This window comes from Pectobacterium quasiaquaticum, from assembly GCF_014946775.2.
Taxonomy (GTDB): Bacteria; Pseudomonadota; Gammaproteobacteria; order Enterobacterales; family Enterobacteriaceae; genus Pectobacterium; species Pectobacterium aquaticum.
The window spans coordinates 3,901,551-3,919,353 of the sequence record NZ_CP065177.1 but is presented as its reverse complement, the minus strand read 5'-3'; the positions used below and the strand labels follow the sequence as shown (position 1 = coordinate 3,919,353).

The window sequence follows — 17,803 nt, the reverse complement described above, 5'->3', positions numbered from 1 at the left end:
TTTTTGATTTTGTTTTTTATTGTATTACGCTTAATTCTGTCGGCTAAGAAATGTACATACTGGTTTGCCGATTTGGCGGTTGTTGATAAATGAAGCGGAATCTGAAAAGGAACCACGAATGATGCAGCAGACGATAAGCAAAGAATTGGCGTTTAGTCAGCGTTTTGGTGAAGGTGAGAAGCAAATTCTTACGGAAGAAGCGATTGATTTCTTAACGGAGCTGGTCGCGCATTTCACACCGGCACGTAATCAGTTGCTCGCCGAGCGGCAGGTACAACAACGTAATATCGATCAGGGGAAGCTACCTGATTTTATTTCAGAAACGGATTCCATTCGTGATAGGGCATGGACAATACGCGGAATTCCCGATGACCTTCAGGATCGTCGCGTTGAGATTACCGGTCCGGTCGAACGCAAGATGGTGATCAACGCATTGAATGCCAACGTGAAAGTTTTCATGGCGGACTTTGAGGATTCGCTGTCACCGGGATGGGAAAAGGTGATCGATGGGCAAATCAACTTGCGTGATGCCGTACGCGGTACGATTTCCTACATCAATGAAACAGGAAAGATCTACCAACTGAAACCCAACCCTGCCGTATTGATTTGCCGGGTACGCGGTTTGCATCTGCCCGAAAAACACGTGTCCTGGCAGGGGGAAGCGATTCCCGGCAGCCTGTTTGACTTCGCACTGTATTTTTTCCACAACTATCAGGAATTGCTGAAGAAAGGTAGCGGCCCTTACTTCTATCTGCCAAAGACGCAGTCATGGCAGGAAGCGGCCTGGTGGAATGATGTTTTCTGCTATACGGAAGATCGTTTTGACCTGCCGCGCGGGACGATCAAAGCGACGGTGTTGATTGAAACGTTGCCTGCCGTTTTCCAGATGGACGAAATTCTCTATCACTTACGTGACCATATCGTTGGGCTGAACTGCGGCCGCTGGGATTATATCTTCAGCTACATCAAAACATTAAAGAACCATAGCGATCGCGTTCTGCCCGATCGCCAGTCGGTGACGATGGAAAAACCCTTTCTTAGCGCTTACTCGCGGCTGTTGATCAAAACCTGTCACCGTCGCGGCGCGTTCGCTATGGGCGGGATGGCGGCGTTTATTCCGAGTAAGGATGCGGAACGCAATAACTGGGTGTTGGATAAGGTACGTAAAGACAAAGAGCTGGAAGCTCACAATGGTCACGATGGAACCTGGGTGGCGCATCCGGGGCTGGCCGATGCGGTGATGGAAGTGTTCGATCGGGCGTTAGGTGAGCGTAAAAATCAGCTCGATATCAGCCGTGAACAGGATGCGCCCATCCGTGCAGAAGAGTTGCTGGAGCCTTGCCCGGGAGAGCGAACGGAAGTGGGGATGCGCGCGAATATCCGCGTTGCGGTGCAGTACATAGAAGCATGGATATCCGGTAATGGCTGCGTCCCGATTTATGGGCTGATGGAAGACGCGGCGACGGCAGAAATCTCCCGCACCTCAATCTGGCAGTGGATTCGCCACGGCAAGACATTGAGCGATAGCCGTGTGATCACCAAAGCGCTGTTCCGCCAAATGCTGGCCGAAGAACTGTTTGTGATTCAAGAGGAACTCGGTGATGCCCGTTTCAGCGAAGGGCGCTTTGATGAAGCCGCTCGGCTAATGGAGCAAATTACCACGCAAGATGAGCTGATCGACTTCCTGACGCTACCTGGCTACGCATTGCTTGATTAATCCTGACTGATAATAAAAAGGAACCTCTGCTATGACGACCTCTCGCACCCAACAAGTCCAGCATATTGAAAAAGAGTGGAAAACCGCCCGCTGGGAAGGCATTACGCGTCCTTACAGCGCAGAAGATGTGATTAATCTACGGGGATCGGTGAACCCAGAATGCACGCTCGCGCAGCTCGGCGCGGCAAAGCTATGGAACCTACTACATGGTGACTCACGCAAAGGCTATGTGAATTGCCTAGGCGCGCTGACGGGAGGACAGGCTTTACAGCAGGCGAAAGCGGGCATTGAGGCGATTTACCTTTCCGGCTGGCAGGTGGCGGCGGATGCCAATCTTGCGTCCAGTATGTATCCCGACCAGTCGCTCTACCCAGCGAACTCCGTACCTGCGGTGATTGAACGCATCAATAATACGTTTCGGCGTGCCGATCAGATTCAGTGGGCGAACCGCATTGAACCTGGCGATAAGCGTCATACCGACTACTTTCTGCCGATTGTGGCGGATGCGGAGGCGGGATTTGGCGGCGTGTTGAATGCGTTTGAGCTGATGAAATCGATGATTGAAGCAGGTGCTGCGGCGGTTCACTTTGAGGATCAACTGGCATCAGCGAAGAAATGCGGGCACATGGGGGGCAAGGTGCTGGTGCCGACGCAGGAAGCCATTCAGAAACTGGTTGCGGCGCGTCTGGCGGCGGATGTCTTGGGTGTGCCGACCTTACTGGTTGCGCGAACCGATGCGGATGCAGCGGATTTGCTGACTTCCGATTGTGATGAGTATGACCGTGATTTCATCACCGGAGAACGTACGGTGGAAGGCTTCTATCGCACGCGTGCTGGAATTGAGCAGGCAATCAGCCGCGGTCTGGCCTACGCACCGTATGCCGATTTGGTGTGGTGCGAAACCTCAACGCCGGATTTATCGCTGGCACGTCGTTTTGCTGACGCTATCCACGCGAAATTCCCCGGTAAGCTGCTGGCGTACAACTGTTCCCCTTCTTTTAACTGGAAGAAGAATCTGGATGACAGCACGATCGCACGTTTTCAGGACGAACTATCGGCGATGGGCTACAAGTACCAATTCATTACGCTGGCCGGTATCCACAGCATGTGGTTCAACATGTTTGACCTAGCCCATGCCTATGCGCAGGGCGAAGGGATGCGGCACTACGTAGAAAAAGTGCAGCAGCCTGAATTTGAGGCGATTAAAGACGGCTATACCTTCTCATCGCATCAGCAGGAGGTCGGTACTGGCTACTTCGATAAGGTGACGAACATCATTCAGGGAGGCGAGTCTTCAGTGACGGCGCTGACGGGATCGACGGAAGAACAGCAGTTCTGATCCTAACCCGGTCAGTGTTCGGCTGGCCGGGTTTCATCGGGAGATCATGATGACGCGTGACCTTGAAAAGCTGGTGGCGCAAACGATCCTGCAAGGGTTTGATGCGCAATATGGACGTTTTCTCGAAGTGACGGCGGGGGCGCAGCAGCGCTTTGAACAGGCTGATTGGCCTGCCGTACAACAGGCAATGAAACAGCGTATTCACCTCTACGATCACCATGTTGGTCTGGTGGTTGAACAGCTGCGCTGTATTACGGGTATTCGCTGCGATGATGCGGATTTTTTGGCTCGCGTGAAGCATATCTACACCCGCTTACTGCCGGACTACCCGCGTTTTGAGATTGCCGAGAGTTTCTTTAATTCCGTCTACTGTCGGCTGTTCAACCATCGGGAACTGACGCCTGATAAGCTGTTTGTTTTCAGCTCTCAGCCTGAACAGCGCTTTCGTGAGATCCCCCGGCCTATCGCCAAGACATTTGTGCCCACTGACGGCTGGCAGAGCATGTTGGAAAAGCTGCTGGGTGACGTGCCGCTGCGTTTACCGTGGGAAGATTTGCCGCGTGATATTGACTATATCACTGCGTATTTAAAGCGCACCTTCTCAACGGAGCAGCTTGCGCACGCGACGTTACAGGTGGCGAATGAGCTGTTTTATCGTAACAAAGCGGCCTGGCTGGTGGGCAAGCTGTCGCTCTCTGGCGGTGTTTTTCCGTTCCTGCTGCCGATTCACCACAACGAACGCGGGGCGCTATTTATCGATACCTGTTTAACCAGTCAGGCTGACGCTAGCATTGTGTTCGGTTTCGCCCGCTCTTACTTTATGGTGTATGCCCCGCTGCCGTCGGCGCTGGTGGCTTGGCTGCGTGACATTTTACCGGGGAAGACGACAGCGGAGCTTTATTTGGCCATCGGCTGCCAGAAGCACAGTAAAACCGAGTATTACCGCGAATATCTGCACTACATTGCGGCATCAGAAGAGCAGTTTATTATCGCTCCCGGCGTGAAAGGTATGGTGATGTTGGTGTTTACGCTGCCTTCGTTTGATCGCGTATTTAAAGTCATCAAAGATCGTTTCGCGCCGCAGAAAGAAGTGAGCGCCGAGCGGGTCATGGCATGCTATCAACTGGTGAAAGAGCACGATCGCGTCGGGCGCATGGCGGACACGCAGGAATATGAAAACTTCATCATTGATAAGCATCGTATCAGTCTAGAGTTGCTGGAGGAGCTTTGGCGTGAGGTGCCGGATAAGCTGGAAGATCTGGGCGATCGGTTGGTGATCCGGCACTTGTACATGGAACGCCGGATGACGCCGCTGAACCTCTATCTGGAACAGGCAAACGCACAGCAACTGCACGATGTGATTGAAGAATACGGCAATGCCATCAAACAGCTGGCCGCGGCGAATATTTTCCCCGGCGACATGCTATTCAAGAATTTCGGCGTCACGCGTCATGGGCGAGTCGTATTTTACGACTACGATGAAATTTGCTACATGACTGAAGTGAATTTCCGCAAGATTCCGCCGCCGCGTCACCCAGAGGATGAACTTGCCGGCGAGCCGTGGTACAGCGTTGCACCGAATGATGTGTTTCCCGAAGAGTTCCCCCATTTCCTGTGCTGTGATCGTCACATTCGTACGCTATTTGAGGAAATGCACGGCGATCTGTTTTGTGCGGATTACTGGCGAGCACTACAGCAACGTATCCGGGACGGGCACATTGAGGATGTTTACGCCTACCGACGCCGCAAGCGCTTCAGCCAGCGTGCTGATCCGCGATACACAACCGCTGAGAATGATTCTGGCCTTTGCCGTTATCTGGCGTAAAAAATTATGCTGAGGAGATAGCAGGCTTAGGATGAGCCGCAGGACGCGGCGAAAGCTTGCGCCACGTATGGAACGTGTCGCAAGCGGTCCGTTAAGCCTGATACCGACGAAGGAACCGCGTCAGCGGCATAATTTAGCCGGAAAGCCTGGGTACACAGGGCGGCGGCGATTGAGCGCCCTGTGTCGGGCGCGTGCTACGAGGTAGCATGAAAATAACGACATCATCGCGCACGAAACCTCCCAGAGTCTGCATAAACATGCACCTGAAAGGCCTGACGAGAAATACACCTTATTCATAACCCACTGTATTCCTGCATGACTTGTTTGGCGGCTTTGATCACCAGCGCGCCGAGTTCTGTGACGCGGTCGTCCGTGATGCGCGACACGGGGCCAGAGATGGAAATGGCGGCGAAGGCTTCATGATGTTCATCCAGAATACAGGCCGCGATACAGCGTAGCCCCAGCGCATGCTCTTCGTCATCGAACGAATAGCCCTGCTTGCGAATCAGCGACAGATTTTCCTTCAGCGTTTGCGGTGAACTGAACGTGTGTGGCGTGTAGCCGTGCAGCCCTTTCTTGTGCAGCAGTTGAGTGACCTGAGCATCGGGTAAATGCGCCAGAAACGCTTTCCCAGCCCCCGAAGCATGCATCGGCAATTTACCGCCGATGGGGGCGGACATACGCATCAGCGCCGTACATTGCACCTGATCGATGATGATCGCTTGACTATCGGTTTGATCGAGAACGGCCAGATTGACCGTCTCGCCCGAATCTTCCATTAACTTACGTAGTATTGGGTGCACAATGGCCAGCAGGTTGCGGCTTTGCAGAAAGCTACTGCCGACGATAAACGCGTGTGAGGCTATCGTCCACAGCCCCAAGTCGCCAACCTGACGCACAAAGCCCTGTTGCTGCATGGTGGTGAGCAGGCGGTGGGTCGTGGAATTCGGTAAACCGGCCTGTTGAGCGAGATCGGTTAGTGCCACGCTGCCGTTTGCTTTGGCGATATATTCAAGCAGCGTCAGGCCACGGGTCAGCGACTGCACTTGCCCGGTTGGCTGTGCGGCGGTGCTCGCGCTGGCTCTGGGTTTTTTCCCGCGTTTGGCTGGCTCTGGTGGCGTCATGGCGTCGATTCCTTTTTATGGTAATGGAATTGATTTTCGTTTTTTCACCGCAGAATGCAACTCTTCTTTCTCTGCGCTTTTTATCGGTAAATGACCTGAAAAAGTCTCATGCTACACGGCGTTAGCGTGCTCATAACTTATGCTAGGATATACCCGTCATACTCCAAGCTGCATGTGCGTTGGCTTCTCTTACTCACCCCAGTCACTTACTGATGTAAGCTCCTGAGGATTCGTGCGATTGCCGCCTTCCTGCAACTCGAATTATTTAGGGTATAGACACAACATATCGCATTTATTGGCCGGGGATGGGGTTCGCGTGAGTAATCAGGTAGACGAATTGCGGCGTCAGTTGGCGCAACGCATTATGGTGCTGGATGGTGGTATGGGAACCATGATCCAGGGTTATCGCCTGCAGGAAGCAGATTATCGCGGTGAGCGCTTTGCTGACTGGCCGAGCGATGTGAAAGGAAATAACGATCTGCTGGTGCTGACCAAGCCGCAGGTGATTAGTGAAATCCATGACGCCTATCTGGAAGCCGGTGCCGACATTCTCGAAACCAACACCTTCAACGCCACCACCATTGCGATGGCGGACTATGATATGCAGGCGTTGTCGGCGGAAATTAATACCGTTGCTGCACAGCTGGCGCGTGCCAGCGCGGACAAATGGACGGCCTTAACGCCGGATAAGCCGCGCTATGTTGCCGGTGTGCTTGGCCCGACGAACCGTACCGCGTCGATCTCTCCCGATGTTAACGATCCGGCATACCGCAACGTCAGTTTTGATCAACTGGTGGAAGCGTATCGCGAATCGACACGGGCATTGATCGCAGGCGGTGTCGATCTAATCATGATCGAAACCATTTTCGATACGTTGAATGCTAAAGCGGCGAGTTTTGCCGTCGAAAGTGAATTTGAGGCGTTAGGAATCGTACTGCCCGTGATGATTTCCGGCACGATCACTGATGCGTCAGGGCGTACGCTGTCAGGCCAAACCACGGAAGCCTTTTACAACTCCTTACGCCATTCCTGCCCGCTTTCCTTCGGCTTGAACTGTGCGCTGGGGCCAGATGAGCTGCGCCAGTATGTCGCCGAACTATCACGTATTTCAGAATGCTATGTGAGCGCACACCCGAATGCGGGGCTGCCTAATGCCTTCGGGGAATACGATCTTGATCCGGCCGATATGGCGAAACATATCGGAGAATGGGCGCGCTCCGGTTTCCTGAATATCGTGGGCGGTTGCTGTGGATCGACACCTGCGCACATTGCTGCGATGGCGAAAGTGGTGGAAGGCGTGCCGCCGCGTAAGCTGCCAGAGATTCCGGTGGCCTGCCGTTTATCTGGCCTGGAACCGCTGAATATCGATGCCAACACCCTGTTTGTTAACGTCGGGGAGCGGACGAACGTTACCGGCTCCGCACGTTTTAAGCGCCTGATTAAAGAAGAAAAATACAACGAAGCGTTGGATGTTGCCCGTCAGCAGGTGGAAAGCGGCGCGCAGATCATCGATATCAACATGGATGAAGGCATGCTGGATGCGGAAGCGGCGATGATTCGCTTCCTGAATCTGATTGCCGGCGAGCCGGATATCGCCCGTGTGCCGATCATGATTGACTCCTCAAAATGGGATGTGGTTGAGAAAGGACTTAAATGCATTCAGGGCAAGGGGATTGTTAACTCGATCTCCATGAAGGAAGGCGTCGAGGCCTTTATCCATCACGCTAAGCTGGTGCGGCGCTATGGTGCAGCCGTGGTAGTGATGGCGTTCGATGAAGTTGGGCAGGCGGATACCCGCGCGCGCAAAATTGAAATTTGTCGCCGAGCGTACCGCATCCTGACGGAAGAAGTCGGTTTCCCGCCAGAAGACATTATTTTCGACCCAAACATTTTCGCCGTGGCAACGGGGATCGATGAGCACAACAACTACGCGGTGGATTTCATCGAAGCCTGTGCGGACATCAAGGCGCAGCTACCGCATGCGATGATCTCCGGCGGCGTATCCAACGTGTCGTTCTCATTCCGCGGCAACGATCTGGTGCGTGAGGCGATCCACGCCGTCTTCCTGTATTACGCGATCCGCAATGGTATGGACATGGGGATCGTGAACGCCAGCCAGTTGGCGATCTATGACGATCTCCCTGTTGAGCTGCGCGATGCCGTTGAAGATGTGATCCTTAACCGTCGCAGCGATGCCACCGAACGCATGCTCGATCTGGCAGAAAAATATCGCGGCAGCAAAACGGAAGATGAAGGCAGCAAAACGCAGGCAGAGTGGCGTGGCTGGGACGTGCGGAAGCGTCTGGAATATTCGCTGGTTAAAGGCATTACCGAATTTATCGAGCTGGATACCGAAGAAGCGCGCCAGCAGGCGACGCGGCCGATCGAGGTCATTGAAGGCCCGCTGATGGACGGCATGAACGTGGTCGGCGACCTGTTCGGTGCGGGTAAAATGTTTTTGCCGCAGGTGGTGAAATCCGCCCGCGTGATGAAGCAGGCCGTAGCCTACCTTGAACCCTACATTGAAGCCAGTAAAGACAAAGGGAGTTCCGCTGGGAAAGTCCTGCTGGCGACGGTAAAAGGTGATGTTCACGATATCGGTAAGAATATCGTCGGTGTGGTGCTGCAATGTAACAACTACGAAATTATCGATCTGGGCGTGATGGTGCCGACGGACAAGATTCTGAAGACTGCGCGTGAAGAGAATGTTGATATCATCGGGCTGTCCGGTTTGATCACGCCGTCGCTGGACGAAATGGTCAACGTGGCGAAAGAGATGGAGCGTCAGGGCTTTACGCTGCCGCTGCTGATTGGTGGGGCGACGACGTCTAAAGCGCATACCGCCGTGAAGATTGAGCAGAACTATAGCGGCCCGACGGTCTACGTGCAGAATGCTTCGCGCTCTGTCGGCGTGGTGTCGGCGCTGCTGTCCAGTGCGCAATATGACGACTTTGTTGCACGTACCCGTAAAGAGTACGAAACCGTGCGCATTCAGCATGCGCGTAAAAAACCAAGAACGCCGCCCGTGACGCTGGAAGCGGCGCGCGCTAACGCTTCCGATCTGGATTGGGAGAACTACACGCCGCCCGTTGCGCATCGTCTGGGCGTGCAGGCGGTGACAGCCAGCATCGAAACGCTGCGCAACTACATCGACTGGACGCCGTTCTTTATGACCTGGTCGCTGGCCGGGAAATACCCCCGTATTCTGGAAGATGAGGTGGTGGGTGAAGAGGCCAAGCGCCTGTTTGCCGATGCCAACGCGATGCTGGACGACTTGTCCGCACGCGGTGCGCTGAATCCGCGTGGTGTGGTGGGTTTATTCCCAGCGAACCGCGTTGGCGATGACGTCGTGATTTATACCGATGAACGGCGTGAAACGGTGCTGTCAGTGAGCCACCATCTGCGTCAACAGACGGAAAAAACCGACTTCCCGAACTACTGCCTGTCTGATTTTGTGGCACCGAAATCCAGCGGCAAGCCGGACTATCTCGGGGCGTTTGCCGTCACTGGCGGGCTGGAAGAGGATACGTTGGCCGATCTGTGGGAAGCTCAGCATGATGATTACAACAAGATCATGGTGAAAGCGATTTCTGACCGTCTGGCGGAAGCCTTTGCGGAATACCTGCATGAGCGCGTGCGCAAGGTGTTCTGGGGCTATGCGCCGAATGAGAATCTCAGTAGTGAGCTGCTGATCCGCGAGAATTATCAGGGTATTCGGCCCGCACCGGGCTATCCGGCTTGTCCTGACCATACGGAGAAAGTGCAAATCTGGCAGTTGCTGGATGTGGAAAAGCATACCGGCATGAAGCTCACCGAATCCTATGCCATGTGGCCGGGGGCATCGGTATCCGGCTGGTACTTCAGCCACCCCGACAGCAAATACTTCGCCGTCGCGCAAATCCAGCACGATCAGGTAGAGGATTACGCGGTACGTAAAGGGATGGATGTGAGTGAGGTGGAGCGCTGGCTGGCGCCGAATCTCGGCTATGATGCGGATTAAGGGATTGAGTAAGGTGCTTACAGATATTGTTGTCTGAGTTATGTATGACTGTGAGCGTTTCGGGCGTGAGGGCAAAGGTGATATTTTGTGACGAATACGCCACGCCCGACATAGGGCAGCTCAAACGCCGCTTGCCCTATGTACCCAGGCTGTTGGCTGAAATCCTGCCGCTACGCGGTGCCTTCGGAATCATTGAACGCTAATCGAGCCGCCAGTGACGCGTTCCCGACGCGGCACTGGCTTTCGCGACGTCCTGTCGCTCACTCGGCGTTCACTGATACCTCAGCATGATTTCTGATGCCAGCCAGAGAACCTTCCCTACGTTAGCCAAGGTGTTCAGGATTTAGAACACCATTTCAATGAGAATAGTTATCAGTCTTATTGATGCAGTTTCATTGTAATGGTAAGGTGAGCATCAATTAAGCAGAAAGCATTTTTCTGTTTTCATTCCACGCATTTCCGCTAACCGCTGGCCTGATTCTGGGCGTTAAACAGGATGAGGGTATCTTCCTGCCCATGCTAAAACGACTCTTTTCCATTGAGGATTTCTTCGACATCGCTGAACGTTACGGGATTGATTATCACTTCCCGCAGCTGTCGTCTTGCTATGAGCGCACGAAAGAAAAGCGTATCGTGATGCAGGGTTATGTCGAAGAGATGACGCTGTCCTCTGGGATTTGCCTGACAAATTCTAACGTGCGCGTGTTGCAACCTTACGAATCGACGGCTTTGCAGTACTGTCCGTTTTATACGCTGGTGGTAATGAAACGAAAGCCGGGTTTCCCCGGCTTTTTCACATCATGTATTCGCTAACGATCAATACAGGCCAATCGCCTTCCACCACAGCAGACCCGCGCTCATGAAGATTGCCTGATTCACCAGACTGACGACGAAACCGGTGCGCCACCAGACGGCGGTGGGCACATAGCCTGCGCCGAACAGGATGGGGCCGCGAGCGTGGGTATATTGCGTCAGTGAACAGTACAGGCTGCTGGTAAACGCCAGCATGAACGCCATCGGCACTGCTGGAATATTCAGGTTGATCCCGACACTGAGGAACACGGCAAAAAGTGCGGCGATCTGCGCGTTGCCGCTGGCGAAGAAATAGTGGGTGTAGAAATAGGCTGCATTTAGCAGTAACAACACCAATACCCAACTGGTTCCCTGCATTAAGTGGCCGATGTTGCTGCCGATGAGATCGCCAAACCAGTTGGTGAAGCCGAGCTTTTTCAACTGATTTGCCATCATCAGTAGCGCGGCGAACCAAATCAGCGTATCCCATGCCCCTTTCTCGCTCTTCACGTCTTCCCAGCTCAGTACGCCGGTTAACAGCAGAAAAGACAGCCCGACAAAAGAGGCTGTCGTGGCATCCACGCCTAATTTATCGCCAAAAATCCACAGCACCAGCAGCAAGACGACGGTGAATGCCATCAGCCATTCACCGCGGCTCATGTTGCCCATTTTTGCCAGTTCGGCGACGGCCAGTTTTGGCGCATCCGGCGTATGGCGAATTTCCGGTTTGGTCAGCCAGTAGACGAGCAGCGGGACAACCGCCAGAGAGATCAAACAGGGCACGAGCGCCGCCAGAAACCAGCTTCCCCACGTGATGGTCACGCCCGCGTTGGCCGCGAGTTTCACCGCCAGCAGGTTGCCGGTGTAAGCGGTCATAAACAACGCTGCGGTCACGTCGTTAACGTTACCGATGCAGGTAATGAGGAAGGTGCCAATCTTACTGCGCGAGGCATCTTCCGGTTTGGAGTCGAAGCTACGGGACAGCGAATCGGCAATGGGATAAATAATCCCGCCGCAGCGTGCGGTGTTGCTCGGCATGGCAGGGGAAAGCACCAGATCGGCAAAGGCCAAACCGTAAGCTAGACCCAGCGTGCGTTTTCCCAACATGCGGATCATCTGCAAGGCGATGCGGCGGCCCAGCCCTGTTTTGATAAAGCCGCGCGCGATCATGAAGGCGACAACAATCAGCCAGATCAGCGAGCTGTTCAGATCGCTGAGTGCGGTTTGTATTGCGCCGCTGGCCGTTTTATCTCCTGCAGCGTATGTCAGTGCAAAGAGCGTGATACTGATAATACCGATGGCTCCAATCGGAAGGATGTTCGCGACAATACATACGATCGTGGCCACGAAAATGACGGCGGAGTGCCAGGCGGCGGGGCTTAAGCCGGTCGGGGGGGCTATGTGCCAGAAAAAAGCCGCGATGATAAGAATCACGATCAGCGGGAGCCAGTTCAGTCCATACGAGGTTTTCGTCTTCATCCATTTTCCTTACTTATGGCTAGCAGAGCGGTACGGGTATATAACCCATAGGAGTTATAGGGATAAAGAGAGCATAGCGCTAACTGGGGAAGGCGTGAGGCAAAACTATCGGCTTATTGATTTGGATTCTGTTTTTTAAATATTGTCAGTTAAGTAATTTTTATCATTCCTTGATCGCTGGACGATTTTGCTTGGGCGCGGGCTGCCTCGCAATACGGTCTGCAAACATCTGGTAAGATGGTGATTTAGTACTTCATTAATACTTTGTTTTCTTTCGATACACTGTATTTCATCGATATATTGTTTAGCTGGGAGCGAGGACTTTTTGTTAACACTGTTGAATCTCCTTTCTGCGATTACGTTGCTGGTCTGGGGCACTCACATTGTGCGTACCGGTATCATGCGGGTTTATGGTACCCAGTTACGGCGCGTGCTCAGCGATAGCGTTGAGAAAAAACCGTTGGCTTTTATGGCCGGCATTGGCGTAACCGCACTGGTGCAGAGCAGCAATGCCACTGCATTGCTGACGACCTCTTTTGTTGCACAGGGACTTGTGGCACTAACGCCTGCGCTGGTGATTATTCTCGGGGCGGATGTTGGTACGGCACTGATGGTGCGAATTTTGACGTTCGATCTGTCTTGGCTTTCTCCGCTGCTGATTTTTCTGGGCGTGATCTTTTTCCTCAGCCGTAAGCAGACGCGGGTGGGGCAGGTTGGTCGCGTGGCGATTGGCCTTGGGCTGATTTTGCTGGCGCTGGAAATGATTGTCGTGGCCGCTGCTCCGATCACGCAAACGTCGGGTGTGAAGGTGCTGTTTTCCTCGTTGACGGGCGACGTCATGCTGGACGCGCTGGCTGGCGCGCTGTTCGCGGTGATTACTTATTCCAGTCTGGCTGCGGTGTTACTAACGGCAACCTTGACGGCAAGCGGTGTGATCTCGCTGGAAGTGGCGATGTGCTTAGTGATTGGTGCCAATCTGGGCAGCGGATTACTGACGATGATGAGCACCTCGACGCAGAATGCGGCAGGTCGACGCGTGGCGCTCGGCAGCATGCTGTTCAAGTTGATAGGCTGTTTGGTTGTGCTGCCGCTGGTTGAACCGCTTTCGCGCTGGTTGACGCGTATCCCGTTAAACACCGAAGAGCTGGTCATCTACTTCCACCTGTTCTACAACCTGATTCGCTGCCTGCTGCTGATCCCGCTTACCGGCGTGGTGGCACGACTGTCCTGCGTGATGATTGCTGATTCGCCGCAAGTCGATCTCCAGATGAAACCGCGCCATCTGGACACCAGCTCGCTGGATACGCCGGCGCTCGCGCTGGCCAACGCTGCGCGGGAAACGCTGCGCATTGGCGATGTGCTGGAGCAAATGCTGCGTTTGTACCGTGAAGTCTTACAAGGCGACCCTATACAGCGGCGTGAGATTCGCCGACTCGATGATGATGTCGATATCCTTTACACCGCGATTAAGCTCTATCTGGCGCAGATTCAGAAAGACGGGCTGGATGAGCGAGATTCTCGGCGCTGGGCCGAAGTGATCGAAGTGGCGCTGAATCTGGAGCAGGCGGGAGATATTATCGAACGCATGGCAGATGACATTGCCAATCATTCCTCTGGTGTACGCATGGCGTTTTCCGCGCAGGGTCTGGAAGAGTTGAACCATCTGCATGAACAACTGCTGGTGAATCTGCGTCTGGGGCTGTCAGTTTTCCTGTCGGGGGATGTTACCAGCGCGAAACGCCTGCGCCGTGCCAAACACCGTTTCCGCATTATGAACCGCCGTTATGCGCATGCGCATGTTGATCGCTTACATCAGCACAACGTACAGAGTCTGGAAACCAGTTCGCTCCATTTGAGCTTACTTGGTGACATGAACCGACTGAATTCACTGTTCTGTGCGGTAGCGTATAACGTATTGATTGTGCAGCAGGATGGTGAGGAAGAACGCGAAGAGTCACCGCTGACGCTGTGACAGAATCTTGTGGGGGGTGTTTCCCCCACAAGATAGAAATTGCTTACTCGAACAGGCTGCGGTGCAGCGTTTGTACCACTCGCTCGGCGTCGTCACCCGGTACCAAGAAGCACAGGTTGTTGCTGCTGGCGCCGTAGCAGATCAGGCGAATACGGAACGGCTCCAGTACGCCAAATACTTCTTTCCCGACGCCACAGGCCTGAGACAGATTGTTGCCGATCAGCGCGACCAACGACAGATTCTCTTCAACCTCAACCCGGCACAGCGATGACAGCTCGGTCAGCAAGGCACTGGATAGCAGGCTGTCGCCCGTTGAGGTAGAGCCGGTTGTGTCGAGCGTCAAGGCCACGTTGACTTCTGACGTGGTGATCAGGTCAACGGAAATGTTGTGACGCGCCAGAATGCTGAACACTTCGGCCAGAAAACCGCGTGCGTGCAGCATGTTCAGGCTATACAGCTTAAGCAGCGTTTGTTTACGACGCAGCGCCAGCGCGCGGAACAGCGGCGGATTTTCGGTTTTATTGCACACCAGCGTACCGCCAGCAGCCGGATCTTTGCTGGAACCGACGAATACCGGAATATCGCTACGTACCGCAGGCATCAGCGTGGCTGGGTGCAGGACTTTCGCGCCAAATGTCGCCATTTCGGCAGCTTCTTCAAACATGATTTGGTCGATGCGTTTTGCGGTCGGTACCACGCGTGGATCGGTGGTGTAGATGCCAGGAACATCGGTCCAGATATCAATCCGGCCGACGTTGAGCGCTTCGCCCAGCAGCGCCGCCGTATAATCACTACCGCCGCGACCCAACGTGGTCGTGCGACCTTTCGCTTCGCTGCCGATAAAGCCCTGCGTGATCACCAGACCTTGCTCAAGACGCGGCTGCAACTGGCTGCGAGTCAGTTCACCTAAAACGTCGACGTCCGGCTGAGCACGGCCAAAGTGATCGTCGGTACGCATGATTTTTCGCACATCGAACCATTCTGCAGTGACATCACGCTGACGCAGAATCTCGACAAACAGCAGGGTAGACATCAGTTCGCCGTGGCTGACCAGTTCATCGGTCAGGGCGTTTGACGTCGCAAGCGCCGCTGCTTCAGACAGCGTGGTGACGCTGTCCAGCATGCGATCGATCTCATCGCGAATAACGCTCTGGTTAGTCAGTCTGTCGATGATGGCGTATTGGATCTGGCGGATTTTCGCCAGATTTTCAGCGCGCATTTCCGACGCCTGGCCTTCGGCGAGCGCGACCAGTAAGTTGGTGATACCCGCCGATGCTGACAGCACCACAACGCGTACATTGGGATTAGATAACACCACATCGGCGCTGCGATTCATGGCGTCAAAGTCCGCCACGCTGGTGCCGCCAAATTTGGCAATAACGGTAGAGTTCGCGTTCGCGGAGACTTCGGTTGCAGACATGTCAAAAAACCTCGTGTCAGGGGGTAGGCTGTTTTTCAGTAAACAGCATTCCATTAATCAGCCTTGGCACAGGGGGAGAGCAAAAGTAGGGGGCAGGCGTAGAAAATGACTACGATACACCCAGAAGCGCTCCACCTTGCTGGACGTCCATCAGGACAAATCCGGTGACAACCCAGAGGATTCAGCCTCTGTAGTCGATAAGGTGAAAGCCGTATTTTCACCGCATCTCGGCATCGCTCCCCCTCGGATATCATCAGCGGATTACGGTTCCTCCGATATCTTACCTGGGCGATGCGCCTCTTCTGGCTTGCACACCGAGTGTGCAAGTACGGTGTTACAAATAACGGGTTATGCCGTTTCTGTCAATAAACAAAAGAGCATGAACCGCTTTTAGCAAGAAAAGGGATCTCAATCGGGATTTTAAGGGATACAATCGATTCAGTCACTTTGAACTCATGCTTAGAGAGAAAGTCGCATTATGAAAAATATTAATCCAAGCCAAACTGCCGCCTGGCAGGCATTACAACACCATTTTGACGCGATGAAAGACGTGCAAATCAGTGAGCTGTTTGCACAAGATAGCGATCGTTTCGCGCATTTTTCTGCGACGTTCGACGATCAGATGCTGGTGGATTACTCCAAAAACCGCATCACCGCAGAAACGATGGAAAAACTGCACGCGCTGGCACGGGAAACGGACCTGTCTGCGGCGATTCAGTCCATGTTTGCTGGCGAGAAAATCAACCGCACGGAAGACCGCGCCGTTCTGCACGTTGCCCTGCGTAACCGCAGCAACACGCCGATTCTGGTGGATGGCAAAGATGTGATGCCGGAAGTCAACGCGGTGCTGGCGAAGATGAAAGATTTCAGCGAACGCGTGATTGGCGGTGAGTGGAAAGGCTATACCGGCAAAACCATTACCGATGTGGTTAACATCGGTATCGGCGGCTCCGATCTCGGCCCGTTCATGGTAACGGAAGCGCTGAAGCCGTATAAAAATCACCTCAACATGCACTTTGTCTCTAACGTTGACGGCACGCATATTGCTGAAACGTTGAAGCCGCTAAACCCAGAAACCACGCTGTTCCTCGTCGCGTCGAAAACCTTCACCACGCAGGAAACCATGACCAACGCGCACAGCGCTCGCGACTGGTTCCTGAAAACGGCGCAGGACGAGAAACACGTTGCCAAGCACTTTGCTGCGCTGTCCACCAACGCGAAAGCCGTCGGCGAATTTGGTATCGATACCGACAACATGTTCGAATTCTGGGACTGGGTTGGCGGACGTTACTCTCTATGGTCGGCGATTGGGCTGTCGATTATTCTCTCTCTGGGCTTTGATAACTTTGAGAAACTGCTCAGCGGCGCGCATGCGATGGACAAGCACTTTGCTTCCACGCCAGCGGAGAAAAACCTGCCCGTGCTGCTGGCGCTGATCGGCATTTGGTACAACAATTTCTTCGGTGCTGAAACTGAAGCGATTCTGCCGTATGACCAATACATGCACCGTTTTGCTGCCTATTTCCAACAGGGAAATATGGAATCCAACGGGAAATCTGCCGATCGCAATGGCAATCCAGTGGATTACCAGACTGGGCCGATTATCTGGGGTGAACCGGGTACGAACGGCCAGCATGCGTTCTACCAGTTGATCCATCAGGGCACCAAGCTGGTTCCGTGTGATTTTATTGCGCCGGCGGTGAGTCATAACCCATTGAGCGATCATCACAGCAAACTGCTGTCGAACTTCTTTGCACAGACGGAAGCACTGGCGTTCGGTAAGAGTCGTGAGGTGGTAGAAGCAGAATTTGCGGCGGCAGGCAAAAGTCCAAAAGAAGTTGAACACGTCGCGCCGTTTAAAGTATTCGAAGGCAATCGCCCGACCAACTCTATCCTGCTGCGCGAAATCACCCCGTACAGCCTGGGCGCGCTGATTGCGCTGTATGAGCACAAGATCTTCACTCAGGGCGCGATCCTGAATATCTTCACATTCGATCAGTGGGGTGTGGAGTTAGGGAAACAGCTGGCGAACCGTATTCTGCCAGAGCTGGAAAATGACAGTACGATCGACAGCCATGACAGTTCTACCAACGGACTGATTAACCGCTTCAAGGCGTGGCGTAACTAATCGGGCC

9 protein-coding genes, 1 pseudogene and 1 riboswitch are annotated in these 17,803 nt (G+C 53.8%); of the genes and pseudogenes, 7 read left to right on the top strand and 3 right to left on the bottom strand.

The window, feature by feature from the left end:
• Positions 1-118 precede the first annotated feature (118 nt).
• Genes aceB through aceK form a run of 3 tightly spaced genes read left to right on the top strand, consistent with a single transcriptional unit; the run spans position 119 to position 4,881 of the window.
• Positions 119-1,717 carry a malate synthase A gene (gene aceB, locus IG609_RS17850; protein ID WP_193398162.1) on the top strand — a complete coding sequence of 533 codons (1,599 nt, stop codon included), beginning with the start codon at positions 119-121 and terminating at the stop codon, positions 1,715-1,717.
• A gap of 31 nt (positions 1,718-1,748) precedes the next feature.
• Positions 1,749-3,056, top strand: a complete 1,308-nt coding sequence (gene aceA / locus IG609_RS17845) for an isocitrate lyase (RefSeq protein ID WP_193398163.1) — start codon at positions 1,749-1,751, stop codon at positions 3,054-3,056.
• A gap of 49 nt (positions 3,057-3,105) precedes the next feature.
• Positions 3,106-4,881 carry a bifunctional isocitrate dehydrogenase kinase/phosphatase gene (aceK, locus tag IG609_RS17840; protein ID WP_193398442.1) on the top strand — a complete coding sequence of 592 codons (1,776 nt, stop codon included), beginning with the start codon at positions 3,106-3,108 and terminating at the stop codon, positions 4,879-4,881.
• 293 nt (positions 4,882-5,174) lie between these two features.
• Here the strand turns inward: aceK and iclR are convergent, their stop codons facing one another.
• Positions 5,175-6,005, bottom strand: coding sequence for a glyoxylate bypass operon transcriptional repressor IclR (gene iclR / locus IG609_RS17835; protein WP_193398164.1), 831 nt, complete (start codon positions 6,003-6,005; stop codon positions 5,175-5,177).
• Positions 6,006-6,369: 364 nt separating this feature from the next.
• Here iclR and metH point away from each other — a divergent pair, with 364 nt between their 5' ends.
• Positions 6,370-10,005: a methionine synthase gene (gene metH / locus IG609_RS17830; RefSeq protein WP_250127256.1), complete on the top strand. Its 3,636-nt coding sequence runs from the start codon at positions 6,370-6,372 to the stop codon at positions 10,003-10,005.
• 516 nt (positions 10,006-10,521) lie between these two features.
• Positions 10,522-10,773: pseudogene (locus tag IG609_RS17825) on the top strand (AraC family transcriptional regulator); the annotation flags it as partial.
• A 48-nt stretch (positions 10,774-10,821) separates the two neighbouring features.
• Here IG609_RS17825 and IG609_RS17820 read toward each other — a convergent pair.
• Complete coding sequence (locus tag IG609_RS17820; protein ID WP_102119424.1) at positions 10,822-12,276, bottom strand: DASS family sodium-coupled anion symporter; 1,455 nt, start codon at positions 12,274-12,276, stop codon at positions 10,822-10,824.
• 325 nt (positions 12,277-12,601) lie between these two features.
• On the opposite strand from IG609_RS17820, the gene IG609_RS17815 reads away from it, so the two are divergent.
• A complete protein-coding gene (locus IG609_RS17815; RefSeq protein WP_193398166.1) occupies positions 12,602-14,248 on the top strand; it encodes a Na/Pi cotransporter family protein in 1,647 nt (548 codons plus the stop codon).
• A 43-nt stretch (positions 14,249-14,291) separates the two neighbouring features.
• Here IG609_RS17815 and lysC read toward each other — a convergent pair whose 3' ends face one another.
• The gene (gene lysC / locus IG609_RS17810; protein ID WP_102119426.1) at positions 14,292-15,668 is read right to left on the bottom strand and encodes a lysine-sensitive aspartokinase 3; all 1,377 of its coding nucleotides are present in this window, start codon (positions 15,666-15,668) and stop codon (positions 14,292-14,294) included.
• Between the two features lie 116 nt (positions 15,669-15,784).
• Positions 15,785-15,978: riboswitch (Lysine riboswitch) on the bottom strand.
• A 168-nt stretch (positions 15,979-16,146) separates the two neighbouring features.
• On the opposite strand from lysC, the gene pgi reads away from it, so the two are divergent.
• Complete coding sequence (gene pgi / locus IG609_RS17805) at positions 16,147-17,796, top strand: glucose-6-phosphate isomerase (RefSeq protein WP_014916787.1); 1,650 nt, start codon at positions 16,147-16,149, stop codon at positions 17,794-17,796.
• Positions 17,797-17,803: the final 7 nt, after the last annotated feature.

What these genes read in the sequence shown, in the direction of transcription:
- aceA (WP_193398163.1), top strand. Translation starts at nt 1,749, where the DNA reads ATGACGACCTCTCGCACCCAACAAGTCCAGCATATTGAAAAAGAGTGG.
- IG609_RS17820 (WP_102119424.1), bottom strand. Translation starts at nt 12,276, where the DNA reads ATGAAGACGAAAACCTCGTATGGACTGAACTGGCTCCCGCTGATCGTG.
- aceB (WP_193398162.1), top strand. Translation starts at nt 119, where the DNA reads ATGATGCAGCAGACGATAAGCAAAGAATTGGCGTTTAGTCAGCGTTTT.
- lysC (WP_102119426.1), bottom strand. Translation starts at nt 15,668, where the DNA reads ATGTCTGCAACCGAAGTCTCCGCGAACGCGAACTCTACCGTTATTGCC.
- iclR (WP_193398164.1), bottom strand. Translation starts at nt 6,005, where the DNA reads ATGACGCCACCAGAGCCAGCCAAACGCGGGAAAAAACCCAGAGCCAGC.
- pgi (WP_014916787.1), top strand. Translation starts at nt 16,147, where the DNA reads ATGAAAAATATTAATCCAAGCCAAACTGCCGCCTGGCAGGCATTACAA.
- aceK (WP_193398442.1), top strand. Translation starts at nt 3,106, where the DNA reads ATGACGCGTGACCTTGAAAAGCTGGTGGCGCAAACGATCCTGCAAGGG.
- metH (WP_250127256.1), top strand. Translation starts at nt 6,370, where the DNA reads ATGGTGCTGGATGGTGGTATGGGAACCATGATCCAGGGTTATCGCCTG.